This is a genomic window from Mesorhizobium sp. CA8, assembly GCF_020164955.1.
Taxonomy (GTDB): domain Bacteria; phylum Pseudomonadota; class Alphaproteobacteria; order Rhizobiales; family Rhizobiaceae; genus Mesorhizobium.
Genome location: NZ_JAIUHG010000002.1, coordinates 186,551 through 205,692, shown reverse-complemented (window position 1 = coordinate 205,692; position 19,142 = coordinate 186,551). Strand labels below are relative to the sequence as shown.

Genomic DNA, 19,142 nt, shown 5'->3' with positions numbered 1-19,142 from the left:
AAATGCGGACCGGTCTCACCTCTTCGGTGATCTTGCATGCGGTGGCGCTGGCCTTCGGGCTGTTCACGCTGTCGTCGCCGCCGGCTATGCCTGCCTCCGACGTGGAGTCGGTGGCAGTGGACATCGTGCCGATGGAAGCCGTGGCACAGACGCTGCAGGGGGACAAGAAGGCGGTCATGCATGACAAGCCGGCGCCTGTTCCGACGAAGCGCCCGGATATCGTTCCCAATGCCCAGAAAGTCGGGGAGAATACCGTCGACACCGACAAGCCGGTGACGGACGAAACCAAGCCGAAGCCAGTCGACAAGACGGCGGTGCCGCCGCCCGCGCCGACGCCGACCGAGAAGCCCGCGGTCGAGGACGTGCCGAAGCCGCAGGAGAAGCCGAAGCCGACGCCTGCGACGGAAGTCGCGCCGACGCCGACGCCCAAGGAAGAAGTCAAGCCCGAGCCGGTCAAGCAGACGGAGCCGAAGCCGACGCCTGCCAAGGAACCGACGCCCGCGCCGCAGCCGGACAAGACCGCGGCTATCCAAAAGGAAGAGGTCAAGCCCGACGCGGTGGCCGAGGCGATCTCGCAGGATCAGCCGGCAGAAGAGGCAAAGCTCCCGGATTCGGCGCCGGCGCCCGAAGCGCGGCCGAAGCCGCAGCCGGCCCAGGCCGAGAGCGCCAAGGCGCCGGATCGCAAGGACGCGGAAAAGCCGGTGAAGGAAGCGTCTTCCAAGAAGAAATCGGACGAGAAGCAGTTCAACGCCGACGAGATAACGGCTCTGCTCGACAAGCAGAAGCCATCCGGCGGCGGCGCCAAGCGCTCGACCCAGCAGGCCTCGCTTGGTGGCGAGAAGGATCAGGGCCAGAAACTCTCCAGGTCGGAGCAAGGGGCGCTGGAGGATCAGCTCGGTGGTTGCTGGACCCTTCCGGTCGGCCTCGAAGGCTCCGAGAACTTCACCGTGGTGATCCGTTTCAACCTGAATGCCTCCGGCAAGCTGGAGGGACGCCCGACGGTGGAGAAGTCCAGCGGCAACCCCCAATTCGACGCCAGCGCGATTCGCGCCGTGCAGAAATGCGATGTCGCCGGGCTGCAGGTTCCCGCCGGAAAGCAAGACATCTGGTCTGACATTCGCGTCAACTTCGATCCGAGAGCGATGCTTGGCCTCTAGCCTGAGCGTCCAAAAAATCAGCAAGAGAAGCGAGAAGACATGAAATCCATCCTCAAGCCGCTCCTGATGATCGCCGCGATGGCGATGGGCATAAGTTCTGTCGCCACCTTGCCTGCCCAGGCAACTCTCGAGCTGAACGTCAACAAAGGCAATGTCGAGCCGATGCCAATCGCCATCCCTGACTTCCAGGGAGGGCTTGGCCCGCAGATATCGGAGATCGTCGCAGCCGACCTGAAACGATCGGGACTGTTCGCGCCGATCGACAAGGCCGCCTTTGTCGAAAAGATCACCAATCCGGATGCCACGCCCCGTTTTGACGACTGGAAGGTCATCAACGCGCAGGCGCTGGTCACCGGCAGCGTGAGCAAGGAGGCGGATGGCCGCATCCGCGCTCAGTACCGCCTGTGGGATATTTTCGGCAACCAGCAGCTGGCCGGCGAGCAGTTTTTCGCCAATGACGCCAATCAACGCCGTGTCGCGCACATCATCGCCGATGCGATCTATGAAAAGATCACCGGCGAAAAAGGCTACTTCGATACGCGCGTCGTTTTCGTCGACGAATCCGGGGCGAAGAACGCGCGCAAGAAGCGCCTCGCCATCATGGACCAGGACGGCGCCAATGTGCGCTATCTGTCGGACGGCCGCTCGATTGTGCTGACGCCGCGTTTCTCGCCTAACCGGCAGGAAATCACCTATATGTCCTATGAAAGCGGACAGCCGAAGGTCTATCTGCTGCAGATCGAGACCGGCCAGCGCGAGCTGGTCGGCAATTTCCCGGGCATGACGTTCGCGCCGCGCTTTTCGCCCGACGGCCAGAAGGTGATCATGAGCCTGCTGCGCGACGACGGCAACTCCAACATCTTCGCCATGGACCTGAGGAGCCGCTCGACGACGCGGCTGACCGACTCGACCGCGATCGACACTTCGCCCTCCTATTCGCCGGACGGCTCGCAAATCGTCTTCACCTCCGACCGTGGCGGTGGCAGCGGCCGCTCGCAGATTTATGTCATGGGCGCGGACGGCTCCAACCCGCACCGCATCTCCTTCGGCGACGGCGTTTATTCGACGCCGGTCTGGTCGCCGCGCGGCGACCTCATCGCCTTTACCAAGCAGAGCGGCGGCGAATTCCAGATCGGCGTCATGAAGACCGACGGCTCGGGCGAGCGCATCCTGTCCTCGGGCTTCCAGCAGGAGGGGCCGACCTGGGCGCCGAACGGCCGCGTCTTGATGTTCTTCCGCGACTCCGCAGGCGGACCCAAGCTGGTCTCGGTCGATCTGACCGGCCGCAACGAGCAGCAGATTCCGACGGCGAACTATGCTTCCGACCCCGCTTGGTCGCCGTTGCTGGAGTGAGCGGCGGGAACTGGGGAATTGAAGAAACTGAAGAATTGAAGAACTGACGAAAGCGGGCGGCTCAAAATCCCGCTTTTCACCTTGGTCGCGTTTTGGCCGCATTTCTGCCTACGGTCCGCGCGCAACCTCGCCTTGGTAAATGCGTGGGGCGCAAACGGCCGCGGAGGGCGGCTCGAAACCAAACATTAACCGTGTTTCTTGAATGCCGGTTAACCCAAACGTGGTTACTGGGTGATCAACGAAATCACTCATATGCGAAGGAGAGGCGGCATGAGCCGTATCGCAGCACTTACCAGAAACCCGGCGATGATTGCGCTGCTGGCGGCTCTCGCCATCACCGGTTGCGCCTCGAAGAAGACCCCGAACAGCGCGGCCGATCTCGGCCTCAACGGCGCCGGCGCTGCCACGCCGGGTTCGGCGCAGGATTTCACGGTCAACATCGGCGACCGCATCTTCTTCGACACCGATTCCTCGTCGATCCGCGCCGATGCGCAGACCACGCTGTCGCGTCAGGCGCAGTGGCTCAACCAGTATCGTCAGTACGCGATCGTCATCGAAGGCCATGCCGACGAGCGCGGCACGCGAGAGTACAATCTTGCGCTGGGCGCCCGTCGCGCCGCCGCCACGCGCGACTTCCTGGTCTCCAAGGGCGTCTCCGCCGGCCGCCTGAAGACCATCTCCTATGGCAAGGAGCGTCCGGTCGCCGTCTGCGACGACATCTCCTGCTGGTCGCAGAACCGCCGCGCCGTCACCACGCTTTCCGGCGCCGGCTCCTAAGAGCCGGGTCCTGCGGCGTCGCGTCGACGCGGGCGACAAAAATACAACATCCCGAACATGAAAGGCGGCCTCAGGGCTGCCTTTTTCATTTGCGACAAACCGAAACAAAATTTGGCCGAAGTCTCGCGTCCTGCTATGAGCGCGAGGGCGCTTCCTCCCCTTGTTTGATTTGGAAAGGCGCATCAGGCCAACACCCACCGCGAGAGACAGAATGCACTTCAGAACGGTCCTGAGCGGCACGCTTGTGCTGCTGCTCGTATCAAGCCTTCCAAGCCTTGCAGCGCCGGCCGACAGCGCCGGGCAGGCTTCCGACGGCGGATTCACCTTCCATCTGCCGACACTCGGCATCTTCGGCGACAAGAAGAAACCGGAGCAGGCCCAGATCGCGCAGGATAGCAGCGCTGGCATGACCGGTCTTGAAGACCAACTGCGCCAGCTGAACGGCAAGATCGAGGAGATGAATTTCCAGATCCTGCAGATGCAGGAACAGATCCGCAAGCAGCAAGAAGACAACGAGTTCCGCTTCCAGCAGTTGGAGGGCGGCTCGCAAGGCGGCGCCAAGCCGGCCGGACAGAAGAAGTCGGAGGCCCAGCCCCAGGACGGAAATAGCAACGGCAACACCAATCTCGGCGATGCCGGCACCGGGGCTACCGGTACCGGCGAAGCCGGAACCGACAACAGCGTCGCCCAAGCTCCGGCGACGCAGGCGCCGGCCCACACCGGCGGGCAAAATGGCGGCGGCAAGACAGTCGGCGATGTCATCGTGGAATCGCAAACCGGCGATCCCGGCAAGCTGATCACCGGCGCGCCGCCGAAGGATTTCGGCACCATCACCGTCGACAAGAACGGCAACGTCGTCAATGCCGAGACCGATCCGCATGCCAGCGCGCCGGCGCAAGCTCCGGCGGCCACGGCAGGCGCTCCTTCCGCCGAGACCCCCGCCAGGAAGAACAAAGCCGGCGGCACTGAAGTCGCGGCCCTGCCGTCGACCAACAATCCCGACGAGCTCTACCGCAATTCCTACCAGTTCATCCTGTCGGGCGATTATCCGACCGCCGAGCAGGGTTTTCGCGACCATATTTCGCGCTTCCCCAAGGACGCCAAGGCGGCGGATGCGCATTACTGGCTGGGCGAGTCGCTGCTCGGCCAGCAGAAATACCGTGACGCGGCGGAAGTCTTCCTCGCCGCCAGCAAGGACTATCCGAAGGCCAAGAAGGCGCCCGACATGCTGCTCAAGCTCGGCGTTTCGCTGGTGGGCCTGAAGCAGAACGACGTCGCCTGCGCCACCTTCAACGAGATCGGCAAGCGCTATCCCGACGTTTCCGGGACGCTCAAGGAACGCATCAAACAGGAAAAGGCACTGGCGGCGTGCTGACGCCCGATACCAAAGCTGATCTTTCACACGGCCTTTTCTCAGACCTAGACTTTTCGAGCGGCGCCGTTGCGGCCGTATCCGGCGGCAGCGACTCGACCGCCCTTTTGCTTCTCCTCAAGGACCACTTCGATCGTACCGCACCCGGCGCCAGGCTGCTTGCGGTGACGATCGATCACGGCTTAAGGCCGGACTCGGCCGGCGAGGCACGGCTGGTTGCCAATTTCTGCGCCGAGCGCGGCATCGCGCATCGCATTCTCGCCTGGCACGGCGACAAGCCTGCGAGCGGGCTGCCGGCTGCCGCGCGCGAGGCGCGCTACAGGCTGCTTGCCGAAGCCGCCGGCGCCGAAGGCATCAAGCTGATCCTGACCGGCCACACCGCGGACGACCAGGCCGAGACCGTGCTGATGCGGCAGGCGCGCGACGATGACGGCCGCGGCCTCGCCGGCATGGCGCCCGCTACGCTGCACGACTGGCGGACATGGATCGTCCGGCCGCTGCTCGGTACAAGGCGCGCGGCGCTGCGCGAGATGCTGCAGGCTCGCGACATCGGCTGGATCGAGGATCCGACCAATGTCGATGCCCGCTTCGAGCGGCCGCGCGTGCGGGCGAAGCTCGCGCAGGGCGACGGCGAACGGCGCATCGAGGAAGCGCTGGCGCGGTCGCAGCAGGCGGCTTTCGCGCGCCAGGACATCGGTCGCCGCGCCGCCATGCTCATAGACGCCTTTGCCGACAGACCAAGTCCGGGCCTCATCCGCCTTGATCGCGATTTCGCCGGGCATGAGGATGGCGAGGCGGCCATCTATGCGTTGCGCATCCTTTTGGCCGCCGTCGGCGGCGTGTCGTTCCTCGCCAATGAGGCGCGCTGCGCTAAGCTGCTCTCGCGTCTGCGGTTGGGGTCGCTTTGCGCTACATTGTCGCGGACGGTGGTCGACGCGCGCCGAACCGGCATTTTCCTTCGCCGCGAAAACCGCAACCTGCCCGCCCCCATGCCGCCGGTGGACAACCGGCTCTGGGACAGCCGCTGCCGCATCACTTTCAAAGACGGGCCGGGCGATTTGGTGATCGCGCCGCTGGGGTCCGCCGCAGCCAGGCAAGCGTCCCTGAGCGAGGATGTTCCACAAAGCCTCTCACGCGCAGCGCTGGCCGCGGAGCCTTCGTTGTGGTCCGGCGGCGTATGCCTTGGGTTTGCGGGCGGCAATGCGGGCCTGCAGCCGATCGCGGCCGTTCCGGCGGTGGCTCCTTTCGCGCGCTTCCTGCCGTCCTTCGACATTGAGCCAGCCGCCGCCAGCGCGGCGCTTATGGGTGCGCCACCGTTGCCGGCGCCGCCATTTCACGGCCATGATGGTGGGCGAGGGTGGGCGAAAGCTTAACCGATACGTGCTGTTCTGCTTGGCAAGGGGAGACGCTCTCCCTATGTTAGGCCGAGCTTCTCCATTATCGCGGGCCCGCAGGCGGGCCCCAACGGGACAATAGATGAATCCGAATTATCGCAACCTCGCGCTCTGGGCGATCATAGCGGTCCTGCTCATCGCCCTGTTCAATCTGTTCCAGACGCCCCAGACGCGCGGTGCCACGACGGATATCGCCTATTCGCAGTTCCTGCAGGATGTCGCCTCTGGCCGGGTCAAGAGCGTGACCATCGCCGGCGCCCGCATCTTCGGCAACTACACGGACAACGCCAACGGCTTCCAGACCTATTCGCCTGGCGACCCGTCGCTGGTTTCCAGGCTGCAGGACAAGAACGTCACCATCACCGCCAAGCCCGAGACCGACGGCTCCAATTCGCTGTTCGGCTACCTGATCTCGTGGCTGCCGATGATCCTGATCCTCGGCGTGTGGATATTCTTCATGCGCCAGATGCAATCCGGTTCCGGAAGAGCAATGGGCTTCGGCAAGTCGAAGGCCAAGCTTCTGACGGAAGCGCATGGCCGCGTCACCTTCCAGGACGTCGCCGGCGTCGACGAGGCCAAGGAAGATCTGGAAGAGATCGTCGAGTTCCTGCGCGATCCGCAGAAATTCCAGCGCCTCGGCGGCAAGATCCCGCGCGGCGTGCTGCTGGTCGGCCCGCCCGGCACCGGCAAGACGCTGCTCGCCCGCTCGGTCGCGGGTGAGGCCAACGTGCCGTTCTTCACCATTTCCGGGTCGGATTTCGTCGAGATGTTCGTCGGCGTCGGCGCGAGCCGCGTGCGCGACATGTTCGACCAAGCCAAGAAGAACGCGCCCTGCATCATCTTCATCGACGAAATCGACGCCGTCGGCCGCCATCGCGGCGCCGGCCTCGGCGGCGGAAATGACGAGCGCGAGCAGACGCTGAACCAGCTGCTGGTTGAGATGGACGGCTTCGAATCTAACGAGTCGATCATCCTGATCGCCGCCACCAACCGCCCTGACGTGCTCGATCCGGCGCTGCTGAGGCCCGGCCGTTTCGACCGCCAGGTCGTGGTGCCGAACCCCGACATCGTCGGTCGCGAGAAGATCCTCAAGGTGCATGTGCGCAACGTGCCGCTGGCGCCCAATGTCGATCTCAAGGTCATCGCGCGCGGCACGCCCGGCTTCTCCGGCGCCGATCTAATGAACCTCGTCAACGAATCCGCGCTGATGGCGGCGCGCCGCAACAAGCGGCTCGTCACCATGGCCGAGTTCGAGGACGCCAAGGACAAGATCATGATGGGCGCCGAGCGCCGCTCGTCTGCGATGACGCAGGCCGAAAAGGAGCTGACCGCCTATCACGAGGCCGGCCACGCCATCCTGGCGCTCAACGTGCCGACGGCCGATCCGCTGCACAAGGCGACCATCATCCCGCGCGGCCGCGCGCTCGGCATGGTCATGCAGCTGCCCGAAGGCGACCGCTATTCGATGAGCTACAAATACATGATCTCCAGGCTGGCGATCATGATGGGCGGCCGCGTCGCCGAGGAGTTCAAGTTCGGCAAGGAAAACATCACGTCGGGCGCCTCCTCCGATATCGAGCAGGCGACCAAGCTGGCGCGCGCCATGGTCACGCGCTGGGGCTTCTCCGACAAACTTGGCCATGTCGCCTATGGCGACAACCAGGAAGAGGTCTTCCTCGGCCATTCGGTGGCGCGCCAGCAGAACATCTCGGAAGAGACGGCGCAGATCATCGACGCCGAGGTGCGGCGGCTGATCGACGACGCCTATTCGACCGCGAAGTCGGTGCTCACCAAGAAGAAGAAGGACTGGATCGCGCTTGCCGAAGGGTTGCTTGAGTATGAGACGCTGTCCGGCGAAGAGATCAAGCAGCTGATCGCCGGGCACAAGCCCGCCCGCGACCTTGGCGACGACACGCCGCCCAGCCGCGGCTCGGCCGTGCCGAAGGCCGGTACGGGCGGCCGCCGCAAGAAAGGCCCCGAGCCCGAAGGCGGCATGGAACCCCAGCCGTCAAGCTGAGGTTGGTGCGCGAAAGACTGATCGAGAAACGCCGCGGCTTGCTCCGCGGCGTTTTTGTTTGGGCATTGGAGACAAGGCAAGGCTTGCCTCGTCCTGGCGCGTAGATATCGCCCAACAGCAAATCCCCAGATACCCCCGAGGATGATGGCTCAACGTCTGCGGGAAAAACGGTGAACCGCTTTATCCGCCGTATTTGATTTTTATGATTCAGCTTTCAGCCGCGCATTGCAGAGGCTGTAGTAACCGCCGCCCTTCTGGATCCAGCGAAGGCCGTTCAACGTACCCGCCTCCTTGTTGTCGTGGTAACCCTGCAGGCAGGTCTTCATCCGGGCCTTAGCAGGCTTTTCGGTCTTGAACTCGGCGGCGAGGGTGGTTGGGAATGTCACGCCCGCCGGCGCTACCGTGGGGGCGACCGCAGCGCTGGTTTCGGTTTTCTGCTGCTCCGCGGATGTGACCGGATCCGCGCTGACGCTCTCCGCGGCGGACGTCGCGCATTTCTCCTTGCGGAAAGCGGCCCAGTCCATGCCGTTCAGAGTGCCGCCTTCCTTGGCCGCCCGATAGGTCTCGCTGCATTCCTTCATCGTCAGCGCGCTCGCAGGTGAGGCGTTCCAAGCGACCAATGCCGTCATAGCCAACGCCGCCAATTTCAAATTGAACATTGAGACCCTCCTGATTGATGATAGGTTCGACATCTTTTTGTATACTGTTTGTTCCCTATATGTTCAACCGGAATCTTTGCGAGCTCCCGACAAGCCTGGCGGTGGGCAGTGTGGGCAAATCGGCGATGCCGACAGTCCCGCCGTATGCAGATGCGAGCAGGCCGCGGGCGTCTTCGCCTGCAACAAAAAGCCCGCGCATCTTGTGACGCGCGGGCATTTTCCCTTCGAATAATTAGGCGATCAGCTCTTCAGCTTGGCGTTGCACAGGCTATAGAAGCCGCCGCCCTTCTGGATCCACTTCAGGCCGTTCAGCGTGTTGGCATCCTTGTTGGCATAGTACTGCTCGAGGCAGGTGTGCATGCGGGCCTTGGCCGGGGTCTCGTTGGCGAATTTCGGCGAGATGGCGGCCGGGAAAGTGACGCCCTTCGGAGCGGTCACAGTCGGCTTGGCCGGTTCCTTCGTGAAAGTCGCCTCAGTCGGAGCCGGCACGGTGTCGTCATCGTCGGCACCTGCGCCGCATTCGGCCTTGCGGAAGTCGTTCCACTTCATGCCGTTCAGCTTGTTGGCGGTCTTCGCAGCCTGGTACTTGGTGCTGCATTCGGCCATGGTCAGGCCCTTGCCGCCATCGGCAGCGGCGGTCGAGGTCTTGGTCGTCGTGGCGGTTTTGGTGGCGGGGGCGGTGGCAGCCGCGGCGGTTGCGCCAGGGCCGCACTCGGCCTTGCGGAAGTCGTTCCACTTCATACCGTTGAGCGTGCCGGCGGATTTTGCGGCCTGGTATTTGGTGCTGCACTCCTTGGCGCTCAAGCCCTTGGCTGCGTCGTCGGCAGCGGCGGCCGTCTTTGCCTTCTTCGTGTCGGCGGCCTTCGTATCGGTCGCCGTCTTGGCGTCGGTCGCCGCCTTGGTGTCGCTCGCGGCGGAAGCATCGCTGCCGCACTGCGCCTTGCGGAACTGGTTCCAGGTCTGACCGGCGAGCGTTCCCGCATCCTTGGCCGCGTTATACTTGGTGCTGCACTCGGCCATGGTCAGCGCGTTGGCGGGCGCCGCCAGGAACAAGGTTGCGACGGCGATACCCGTCAAAGCTGCAAGTCTATGAATAAGCATGGCGTTTTCTCCCTTGCTGCCGCCAATAAGTGTCCCTATGCCAAATCAATAGCTCTCAATGCCCGGTTGCGCCAGATGCTTCCGCATCGGTACGCTCACAAAGTGTGTTGCTCCTGATAAGGTATGAATTGCTTGCCGGCGTGGTGCCAGCCAAAGTTTGCCGGTGGATAGGACATTGAAATGCCTCGCGCGGGCACTTGCGCCGCCCGCGACAATGTTTTTCTAAGGATTGGTAATATACAATCACGAAATTTGATGATCGGATGCGGCTCAATTGTGGCAATACGGGCGCTGAAAAACCGACGGGGACTGTAAGGCACATGGCAGGTCAGTATTTCGGCACAGACGGTATCCGCGGTCGCGCCAACAAATTTCCGATGACGGCAGAGGTCGCCATGCGTGTCGGCATGGCCGCCGGGCTCTCGTTCCAGCGCGGCAATCATCGTCACCGCGTCGTGCTCGGCAAGGATACACGGCTTTCCGGCTACATGATCGAGAACGCCATGGTGGCCGGCCTGTGCGCCGCCGGCATGGACGTGTTCCTGCTCGGTCCTATTCCGACGCCGGCGGTCGCCATGCTGGTGCGCTCGCTGCGCGCCGACATCGGCGTGATGATCTCGGCCTCGCACAATCCTTATTACGACAACGGCATCAAGCTGTTCGGTCCCGACGGCTACAAGCTTTCCGACGAGATCGAGGAGCGCATCGAGAGCATGCTCGACAAGGACATCGAGCTGGCGCTCGCCGATTCCGACGGGCTCGGCCGCGCCAAGCGCGTCGACGGCGTGCATGACCGCTATATCGAATTCGCCAAGCGCACGCTGCCGCGCTCAATGTCGCTTTCGGGCCTGAGGATCGTCGTCGACTGCGCGAATGGCGCGTCCTACAAGGTAGCGCCCGAGGCGCTGTGGGAACTCGGCGCCGAGGTGGTGGCGATCAATGTCGAGCCGAACGGCTTCAACATCAACAAGGAGTGCGGCTCGACCCATCCGGCCGGCCTGCAGAAGAAGGTGCACGAGGTGCGCGCCGACATCGGCATCGCGCTCGACGGCGACGCCGACCGCGTCGTCATCGTCGACGAGAACGGAGCGATCGTCGACGGCGACCAGATCATGGCGCTGATCGCCGAATCCTGGCACCAGAGCGGACGGCTGGCCGGTGGCGGCGTCGTCTCCACCGTGATGTCCAATCTCGGCCTGGAGCGCTTCCTCGGCGACATGAAGCTGCAGCTCCATCGCACCAAGGTCGGCGACCGCTATGTGGTCGAGCATATGCGCGCACATGGCCTAAATGTCGGCGGCGAGCAGTCGGGCCACATCGTGCTTTCCGATTTCTCGACCACCGGCGATGGCCTGGTCTCCGCCTTGCAGGTGCTGGCCTGCATCAAACGGCAGAACCGCCCGGTCAGCGAGCTGTCGAAGAAATTCGAGCCGGTGCCGCAGCTTCTGAAGAATGTCCGCATCTCCGGCGGCAAGCCGTTGGAGGAGGCGTCGGTCAAGGCGGCGATCGAGGAAGGACGCAACCGGCTCGGCACGTCCGGCCGCCTCGTCATCCGGCCCTCGGGCACCGAGCCGCTCATCCGCGTCATGGCCGAGGGCGACGATCCGCAACTGGTCGAAGCGGTCGTCAACGACATCGTCGACATCCTCCAGGAAACCCGCAGCGCCGCCTGAGCCGGTCGCGCAGTTTTCCTAGATCCGGAAGCCCGCCGCCTGGCGGGCTTTTTCGTTGCCCGGGGGGCCATTGGGACAACGGCTTTCCCTCTAAAATTGTATAGAGTCGTGGTTAATCGGTACGGTTAAACGGCTTTTAACCTTTGCAATTCATTATCCAAACCCGAGGTCAATCATCTTCGGGCGGGAGTCGTCCCGAGGCTTCTTAGGGGTGACAGAATGTTCAAGACAGCAAGAATGGCATTGCTTGCCGCGCTGTTCGCGGGGATAGCCGGACCGGCTCTCGCCGCCGACCTCGCGGAACCGCAAATCGAAGAAGCTCCGCCGCCGGTAGTCGAACAGCAGCCAACTGATGTCGGCGGCTGGTATATCCGTGGCGACATTGACTATCACAAGTCGACTTTGCGTGGCATCGACTACATTACGTACGGACCACCGCCCGGCACCAACGATTTCGATTTCGGCAAGCTGAAGGGTGGCTTCTCGCTAGGCGGCGGTGTCGGCTACAAGGTCAACGACTACTTCCGTACCGATCTGACTGCCGACTATTGGTTCAAGTCGAACTTCAACGGCCAGACCTCGGACCTCACTACGACATCAACCGAAGTGTCGAGGATGAGCGCCCTGCTGCTGCTCGCCAACGCCTATGTCGATATCGGCACCTGGCACGGCATCACGCCTTATGTCGGCGCCGGCATCGGCGGCGCGCACATCAAGTGGGACACGGTCCACGATCCGAACACCACCGAGACCAATCCGGGGTCATCCAACTGGCGCTTCGCCTACGCTCTCATGGCAGGTGCTTCTTACTGCCTGACCGACAGGGTGGTCCTCGATGCAGGCTATCGCTTCACCCACATCCAGGGCGGCCGCATGTTCGAGTTCGATTCGACCAGCTCCGGGCCGGGTTTCGATCATGGCATAAACACGCATGAGGTGCGCGGCGGCCTGCGCTACCAGTTCAGCGGCAACAATGGCTGCGCCGCACCGGTGGTCGCCTATCAGCCGGAACCGGAACCGATCTACACTAAGTAATCGCCTTCATTATCCCGAAATTCGTCAGCCGCCCGGCGCCAGCCGGGCGGCTTTCGTTTATGCGTCGCCGATAAATGTTGATCGAAATCAATTCGGTAACCGACTGTTATCCTTAACCGCCACTTAACCACTGTGGTTAACAATGGCTCCTTGAAACGGCGCCCGCGTTCGCGGCCGGCGCCAATTTCAGGAGCCGGGGACCATGATATCCAGATCGCGTATTGCGTCAGCGCTTGCCGCAATCATCCTGTTGCCGATGACGCCGGCGCTGGCGGCAGACTACGATCCGCCGATCTATGTCGACCAGGCGCCGGACTATCAGCCGGTCGAGATCGGCTCGGGCTGGTACCTGCGCGGCGATGTTTCCTATCTCGCGCGGAAGAGCTTCAAAAACGGAGATTTCACCTTCCCGTCAACGATCAACAACGAAAGCTTCAGCGAGAGCCGGGACGCCTACTTCGCGAGCATCGGCTTCGGATATCACTTCAATGATTACCTTCGCGCCGATCTCAACCTCGGCTATCTGCCCGGCAACAAAGCCAGCTTCAGCTATGATGATACAGGGACCGCGACGCCGTCGGCCGTGGGGTTCGGAAACCTGAAGAACTATGCGATCTCAGGCATACTCAACGGCTATGTCGATCTTGGCACATATGTAGGCATCACGCCTTATGTCGGCGCCGGCATCGGCGTTGTTCGCAGCACGCGCAAGCTTTCGGCCAGTTACACCGATATCAATGACTCCGCCAATAACTTCACCGTCGAGGATAATAAATCTCGGTACTCTCTCGCCTATACGTTGAATGCTGGCCTTGCATACCAGGTATCCAAGAACGTGCTCGTCGACCTGGGGTATCAGTATTTCTCCGCCCCCGATGCGGAATACGTTACCGCCGCAAGCCTTACCTCCTTCCCTGTCCACAAAGGCATCAGCAATCATCAGGTCAAGCTCGGGCTGCGTTACGATCTCTGGTGAGCGATGCAGCCGGAGAGGTTTCGGCGGCGGGTCCTGAAGGCCCGCCGTATTTCTTTCGGCTCGGAACGAATATCCCGTCAGCGACAAAAACTTTCCCCTTGACGCCGAAAGGCTGAGCGCATATCGCCGTCCGTGGGCCACCCCTCCCCAACGAGGGGCCACTATCTGGAAGGATAGACCACGATGACGACGCTTACCAAGCCCGGACTCCGTCCGGCAAATCCCAATTTCTCCTCAGGTCCCTGCGCAAAACGCCCTGGCTGGTCGGCCGAGGCGCTGAAAGCCGCCGCGCTCGGGCGCTCGCACCGCGCCAAGATCGGCAAGGCGAAGCTCGAACAGGCGATCGAGCAGACGCGCGACATCCTCAAGGTTCCCGCCGGCTACCGCATCGGCATCGTGCCGGCGTCGGACACGGGCGCTGTCGAGATGGCGCTCTGGTCGCTGCTTGGCGAGCGCGGCGTCGACATGGTCGCCTGGGAGAGCTTCGGCTCCGGCTGGGTGACCGATGTCGTCAAGCAGCTCAAGCTCGCCGATGTGCGCAAGTTCGAGGCCGGCTACGGCAAGCTGCCCGACCTGGCGCAGGTCGATTTCGACCGCGACGTTGTCTTCACCTGGAACGGCACGACCTCGGGCGTGCGCGTGCCGAACGGCGATTTCATTCCCGCGGACCGCAAGGGGCTGACTATCTGCGACGCAACCTCGGCCGCCTTCGCGCAGCGGCTCGATTTCGAAAAGCTCGATGTCGTCACCTTCTCCTGGCAGAAGGTTTTGGGCGGCGAGGGCGCGCATGGCATGCTGATCCTGTCGCCCCGCGCCGTCGAGCGGCTGGAGACCTACAAGCCGGCCTGGCCGCTGCCGAAAATCTTCCGCCTCACTTCGGGCGGCAAGCTGATCGAGGGCATCTTCAAGGGCGAGACCATCAACACGCCGTCGATGCTGTGCGTGGAGGATTATCTCGGTGCTCTTCGGTGGGCTACGTCGATCGGCGGCCTGGAGGCTTTGATCGCCCGCGCGGACGCCAATGCCGCGGTGCTCGACCGGTTTGTTGAGAAGTCGCCGTGGCTCGGCCATCTCGCCGTCGATCCGGCGACGCGCTCGAATACGTCTGTGTGCCTCTCCTTCACCGACGCGCAAGTGGCGGCGCTCGATGCCGACGGCCAGGCGGCTTTCGCCAAGGGGATCGTGTCTTCGCTCGATAAGGAAGGCGTCGCTTACGACATCGGCTCCTATCGCGATGCCCCGCCCGGCCTGCGCATCTGGTGCGGCGCAACCGTCGAGACTTCCGATCTCGAAGCGCTGATGCCCTGGCTCGACTGGGCCTTCGCCGCGCAGAAGGCGTCGCTCAAGGCAGCGGCCTGAGTTTCATGGCGGCCAGTGGGCCGCCATTTCCCGACACATCCATTCCCACGTCAAGGAGGCCGCAATGGCGCCCCGCGTTCTCGTTTCGGATAAACTTTCCACCACCGCCGTGCAGATCTTCAAGGATCGCGGCATCGACGTCGACTATCTGCCCGATCTCGGCAAGGACAAGGAAAAGCTGATCGAGGTGATCGGCCAATATGACGGCCTCGCCATCCGCTCGGCGACCAAGGTCACCGAGAAGCTGATCAATGCCGCCGGCAGGCTCAAGGTCGTCGGCCGCGCCGGTATCGGCGTCGACAATGTCGATATCCCGGCCGCCAGCCGCAAGGGCATCATCGTGATGAACACGCCCTTCGGCAATTCGATCACCACGGCCGAGCATGCGGTCGCGATGATCTTCGCGCTGGCGCGGCAGATCCCGGAAGCCAATGCCTCGACCCATGCCGGCAAGTGGGAGAAGAACCGCTTCATGGGTGTCGAGATCACCGGCAAGACGCTGGGCGTGATCGGCTGCGGCAATATCGGCTCGATCGTCGCCACGCGCGGCGTCGGCCTGAAGATGCATGTGATTGCCTTCGACCCGTTCCTGTCGGACAGCCGCGCCGAGGAACTCGGCGTCGAGAAGGTCGAGCTCGATGAGCTCTTTCACCGCGCCGACTTCATCACGCTGCATACGCCGCTGACCGACAAGACGCGCAACATCATCGACGCGGCGGCGATCGCCAAGATGAAGAACGGCGTGCGCATCATCAATTGCGCCCGCGGCGGGCTGGTCGTCGAGGCCGACCTCGTCGCGGCGCTGAAAAGCGGCAAGGTGGCGGGCGCCGGCGTCGACGTCTTCGAGGTCGAGCCGGCGGAGAACAACCCGCTGTTCGGCATGGAGAATGTCGTGGCGACCCCGCATCTCGGCGCCTCGACCACCGAGGCGCAGGAGAATGTCGCTTTGCAGGTCGCCGAGCAGATGAGCGACTACCTCATCAAGGGCGCGGTCTCCAATGCCATCAACATGCCTTCGATCACGGCCGAGGAAGCGCCGCGGCTCAAGCCCTTCGTCAAGCTTGCCGAAGTGCTCGGCGCCTTTGTCGGCCAGGTCACCGAGGATCCGATCAAGGAGGTCGAGATCCTGTTCGACGGCTCGACCGCGACAATGAACACGCGCGCGCTGGTAAGCGCTGCCCTTGCCGGCCTCATCCGTCCGCAGGTTTCCGACGTCAACATGGTGTCGGCGCCAATCATGGTGAAGGAGCGCGGCATCATCGTTGCCGAGGTCAAGCGCGACAAGTCGGGCGTGTTCGACGGCTACATCAAGCTCACCGTCAAGACCGAACACAGGACGCGCTCGATCGCGGGCACCTGCTTCTCCGATGGCAAGCCGCGCTTCATCCAGATCAAGGGCATCAATCTCGACGCCGAAGTCGGCCAGCACATGCTCTACACGACCAATGCCGACGCGCCGGGCATCATCGGCCTGCTCGGCACGGTGTGCGGCGAGAACGGCGTCAACATCGCCAACTTCCAGCTCGGCCGCAACCGCCCGGGCGGCGATGCGATCGCGCTGCTCTATCTCGATGCGCCCTTCCCGGAAAAAGTGCTGGAGCAGGTGCGCGCGCACAAGGCGATCGATTCGGCTAAGCGGCTGCGCTTCGACGTCGGCGGCGAGTAGCCGATCCTCCAGCGCCCGACATCAAAACGCCCCGTCTGCAGCAGGCGGGGCGTCGACGGCATAGCCGTCACCCGATGGCCGTCTGGCGCATGATTTGAGACATCATCCTGCCTGCAGCGCTGCTCGGCTGCCGCTGTATTCGGCAAGCGCAATGCCGCCCAGGACAAGCGCCAGCGCGAAAGCCTGATAGGCCTGAAACTGCTCGCCGACGATCAGCACCGAAAGCAGCGTTCCGAAGATCGGCACCAGGTTGATGAACAGGCCGGCACGGTTGGCACCGATCAATTCGTTGCCCTTGATATAGAGAACCTGCGAGACGACCGACGCGCCGAGCGCCGTATAGAGCGTGAGCGCCCATCCACGCGCATCCGGCACGATGACGTGGCCGGCCGCGATCTCCCAGATGAAGAAGGGTACTGACGTCAGCAGCGCAGCGATCGACAGCGCCAGCATGAAACTTTGCCAGCGGATTGCCGGCTTGAGGCGCAGCCCCACCGAATAGAGGCTGTAGCAAAGCACCGCGACAAGCATGATGGCATCGCCGAAGTTGAGGTCGAGCTTCAGCAACTGGCCGAGATCGCCATGGCTGGCAGTCAGCGCGACGCCGATGATCGTGAGCACGACGCCGGCGATCTGCAGAGGTCGCACGCGCAGCCTGAACAGCACGAAATTGGCAAGGATGATGACGATCGGGATGGCTGCCTGTTCGATCGAGACATTGATGGCGGTCGTGTAGTTAAGCGCGGTGTAGAAGATGACGTTGAAGATGGTGAAGCCGCAAGCGCCGAGGCCGGCAAGCAGCTTCCAGTGGCTGCGCACTTCGGGCCAATCCTCGCGCAGTGTCCGCCAGCCGATGGGAAGCAGGATCAGCACGGCCATGACCCAGCGCAGGAACACCAGCGTCATTGGCGAGACATGGCCGACGGCAAGCTTGCCCGCCACCGAATTGCCGCCCCACAAGAGCGTGGTCGACAGGAGGAACAGGTACGCGGCTCTGTGCATGGAGGATCCGGCCCTGCAGCATATTCGAGGGTTCAGGCCGGCCTAGTGCGGCAGCGGCGACAAGTAAATGATGCGAAAGCCGGATTTTGTTGTGCCTGGATCAAATTGACGTTCGCCGACCTTCGGTTCGGGGATCATGCTCCAGGATGGTTTCGACGGCAAAGAAAGGGTCGCGCCGGCGGGCGCTTGACGCTATAGAGGCCTGTCGTTTTCAGGCCGCCCGCGCGGCATTTCAAGGGAAAAGAACATGGCCAATGTGGTGGTCGTCGGCTCGCAGTGGGGTGACGAAGGCAAGGGCAAGATCGTCGACTGGCTGTCGGAACGGGCCGATGTGGTCGTGCGCTTCCAGGGTGGCCACAATGCCGGCCATACGCTGGTCGTCGACGGCAAGGTCTACAAGCTGTCGCTGCTGCCATCAGGCGTGGTCAGGCAGGGCAAGCTTTCGATCATCGGCAATGGCGTGGTGTTCGATCCGCATGCCTTCGTCGCCGAAGCCAAGAAGCTCAAGGAACAGGGCGTGGAGGTCACGCCGGAGCGCCTGAAAATAGCCGAAAACACCGCGCTTATCCTGTCGCTGCACCGGGAGCTGGACGGATTCCGCGAAGACGCCGCCTCGAATTCCGGAACCAAGATTGGCACGACCCGCCGCGGCATCGGCCCCGCTTACGAGGACAAGGTGGGCCGGCGCGCGGTGCGGGTGATGGATTTGGCGGATTTGGAAACGCTCCCCTTGAAGGTCGACAGGCTGCTGACGCACCACAACGCGCTGCGCCGCGGGCTCGGCCATCCGGAAGCGACGCATGAGGCGATCATGCAGGAGCTGACTTCGGTGGCCGCCGAAATCCTCCCTTACATGGACCGCGTCTGGAAAGTGCTCGACGACAGGCGTCGCGCCGGCGAGCGCATCCTGTTCGAGGGCGCGCAGGGCACGCTGCTCGATATCGACCACGGCACCTATCCCTTCGTCACCTCGTCCAATACGGTCGCGGGGCAAGCCGCTGCCGGTTCCGGCGTCGGCCCCGGCGTCATCGGCTATGTGCTCGGCATCACCAAGGCCTATACGACGCGCGTCGGTGAGGGGCCGTTCCCGACGGAACAGAAGAACGAGATCGGCGAGTTCCTCGGCACACGCGGCCACGAATTCGGCGTCGTCACCGGACGCAAGCGCCGCTGCGGCTGGTTCGACGCCGTGCTGGTGCGCCAGGCCGTCGCCGTCAACGGCATCAAGGGCATCGCGCTCACCAAGCTCGACGTGCTCGACGGGCTGGACCAGATCAAGGTCTGCACGGGCTACAGGCTCGATGGCGAGACGATCGATTACCTGCCGGCCAGCCAGGGCGCGCAAGCGCGTGTCGAGCCCATCTACGAGACGCTCGAAGGCTGGAAGGGAACCACGGCCGGCGCCAGAAGCTGGAACGATTTGCCGGCGCAAGCGGTCAAATATGTCCGCCATATCGAGGAGCTGATCGGCGCCCCGGTGGCGCTGCTCTCCACCAGCCCCGAGCGGGACGACACAATACTTGTGACCGACCCGTTTCAAGACTAGTTTCACAGCCCTTCCCGGCGCTATGGCTGATTTGCGGCCGGCGGGAAAAGAATGC

15 protein-coding genes are annotated in these 19,142 nt (G+C 63.2%); 12 read left to right on the top strand and 3 right to left on the bottom strand.

The genetic code is table 11. The features are described from left to right. Positions 1–2 precede the first annotated feature (2 nt). From LB553_RS03905 to ftsH, 6 genes are all read left to right on the top strand, one after another. On the top strand, positions 3–1,157 hold the full coding sequence (locus LB553_RS03905; RefSeq protein ID WP_224510832.1) for an energy transducer TonB: 1,155 nt from the start codon (positions 3–5) through the stop codon (positions 1,155–1,157). Positions 1,158–1,196: 39 nt separating this feature from the next. Next, positions 1,197–2,510, top strand: coding sequence for a Tol-Pal system beta propeller repeat protein TolB (tolB, locus tag LB553_RS03900; RefSeq protein WP_224510829.1), 1,314 nt, complete (start codon positions 1,197–1,199; stop codon positions 2,508–2,510). Between the two features lie 270 nt (positions 2,511–2,780). Next, the gene (pal, locus tag LB553_RS03895) at positions 2,781–3,287 is read left to right on the top strand and encodes a peptidoglycan-associated lipoprotein Pal (protein ID WP_224510828.1); all 507 of its coding nucleotides are present in this window, start codon (positions 2,781–2,783) and stop codon (positions 3,285–3,287) included. A 211-nt stretch (positions 3,288–3,498) separates the two neighbouring features. Continuing rightward, on the top strand, positions 3,499–4,662 hold the full coding sequence (ybgF, locus tag LB553_RS03890; protein ID WP_224510826.1) for a tol-pal system protein YbgF: 1,164 nt from the start codon (positions 3,499–3,501) through the stop codon (positions 4,660–4,662). Then, on the top strand, positions 4,656–6,032 hold the full coding sequence (gene tilS / locus LB553_RS03885) for a tRNA lysidine(34) synthetase TilS (RefSeq protein WP_224510824.1): 1,377 nt from the start codon (positions 4,656–4,658) through the stop codon (positions 6,030–6,032). Before ybgF ends, tilS begins: the two co-directional genes overlap by 7 nt. A gap of 103 nt (positions 6,033–6,135) precedes the next feature. Continuing rightward, positions 6,136–8,070 (top strand): ATP-dependent zinc metalloprotease FtsH, encoded by a 1,935-nt coding sequence (gene ftsH, locus LB553_RS03880; protein WP_224510823.1) that lies wholly within the window; start codon positions 6,136–6,138, stop codon positions 8,068–8,070. Positions 8,071–8,270: 200 nt separating this feature from the next. Here ftsH and LB553_RS03875 read toward each other — a convergent pair whose 3' ends face one another. Continuing rightward, the gene (locus LB553_RS03875; RefSeq protein ID WP_224510821.1) at positions 8,271–8,729 is read right to left on the bottom strand and encodes a hypothetical protein; all 459 of its coding nucleotides are present in this window, start codon (positions 8,727–8,729) and stop codon (positions 8,271–8,273) included. A 240-nt stretch (positions 8,730–8,969) separates the two neighbouring features. Next, positions 8,970–9,830, bottom strand: a complete 861-nt coding sequence (locus LB553_RS03870; RefSeq protein ID WP_224510820.1) for a hypothetical protein — start codon at positions 9,828–9,830, stop codon at positions 8,970–8,972. Positions 9,831–10,150: 320 nt separating this feature from the next. Between LB553_RS03870 and glmM the strand changes: the two genes are divergently transcribed. From glmM to serA, 5 genes are all read left to right on the top strand, one after another. Continuing rightward, positions 10,151–11,503 carry a phosphoglucosamine mutase gene (gene glmM, locus LB553_RS03865; RefSeq protein ID WP_224510818.1) on the top strand — a complete coding sequence of 451 codons (1,353 nt, stop codon included), beginning with the start codon at positions 10,151–10,153 and terminating at the stop codon, positions 11,501–11,503. A gap of 219 nt (positions 11,504–11,722) precedes the next feature. Continuing rightward, the gene (locus tag LB553_RS03860) at positions 11,723–12,538 is read left to right on the top strand and encodes an outer membrane protein (protein WP_224510816.1); all 816 of its coding nucleotides are present in this window, start codon (positions 11,723–11,725) and stop codon (positions 12,536–12,538) included. A 202-nt stretch (positions 12,539–12,740) separates the two neighbouring features. Further along, positions 12,741–13,514, top strand: a complete 774-nt coding sequence (locus tag LB553_RS03855) for an outer membrane protein (protein WP_224510814.1) — start codon at positions 12,741–12,743, stop codon at positions 13,512–13,514. Positions 13,515–13,697: 183 nt separating this feature from the next. After that, entirely contained in the window at positions 13,698–14,873 is a 1,176-nt protein-coding gene (locus tag LB553_RS03850; RefSeq protein WP_224510811.1) for a phosphoserine transaminase, read from the top strand. A gap of 64 nt (positions 14,874–14,937) precedes the next feature. Further along, positions 14,938–16,539 (top strand): phosphoglycerate dehydrogenase, encoded by a 1,602-nt coding sequence (gene serA / locus LB553_RS03845; protein ID WP_224510809.1) that lies wholly within the window; start codon positions 14,938–14,940, stop codon positions 16,537–16,539. A gap of 102 nt (positions 16,540–16,641) precedes the next feature. Here serA and LB553_RS03840 read toward each other — a convergent pair whose 3' ends face one another. Beyond that, a complete protein-coding gene (locus tag LB553_RS03840) occupies positions 16,642–17,541 on the bottom strand; it encodes a DMT family transporter (protein WP_224510807.1) in 900 nt (299 codons plus the stop codon). Between the two features lie 247 nt (positions 17,542–17,788). Here LB553_RS03840 and LB553_RS03835 point away from each other — a divergent pair, with 247 nt between their 5' ends. Next, the gene (locus tag LB553_RS03835) at positions 17,789–19,087 is read left to right on the top strand and encodes an adenylosuccinate synthase (RefSeq protein WP_224510805.1); all 1,299 of its coding nucleotides are present in this window, start codon (positions 17,789–17,791) and stop codon (positions 19,085–19,087) included. Positions 19,088–19,142: the final 55 nt, after the last annotated feature.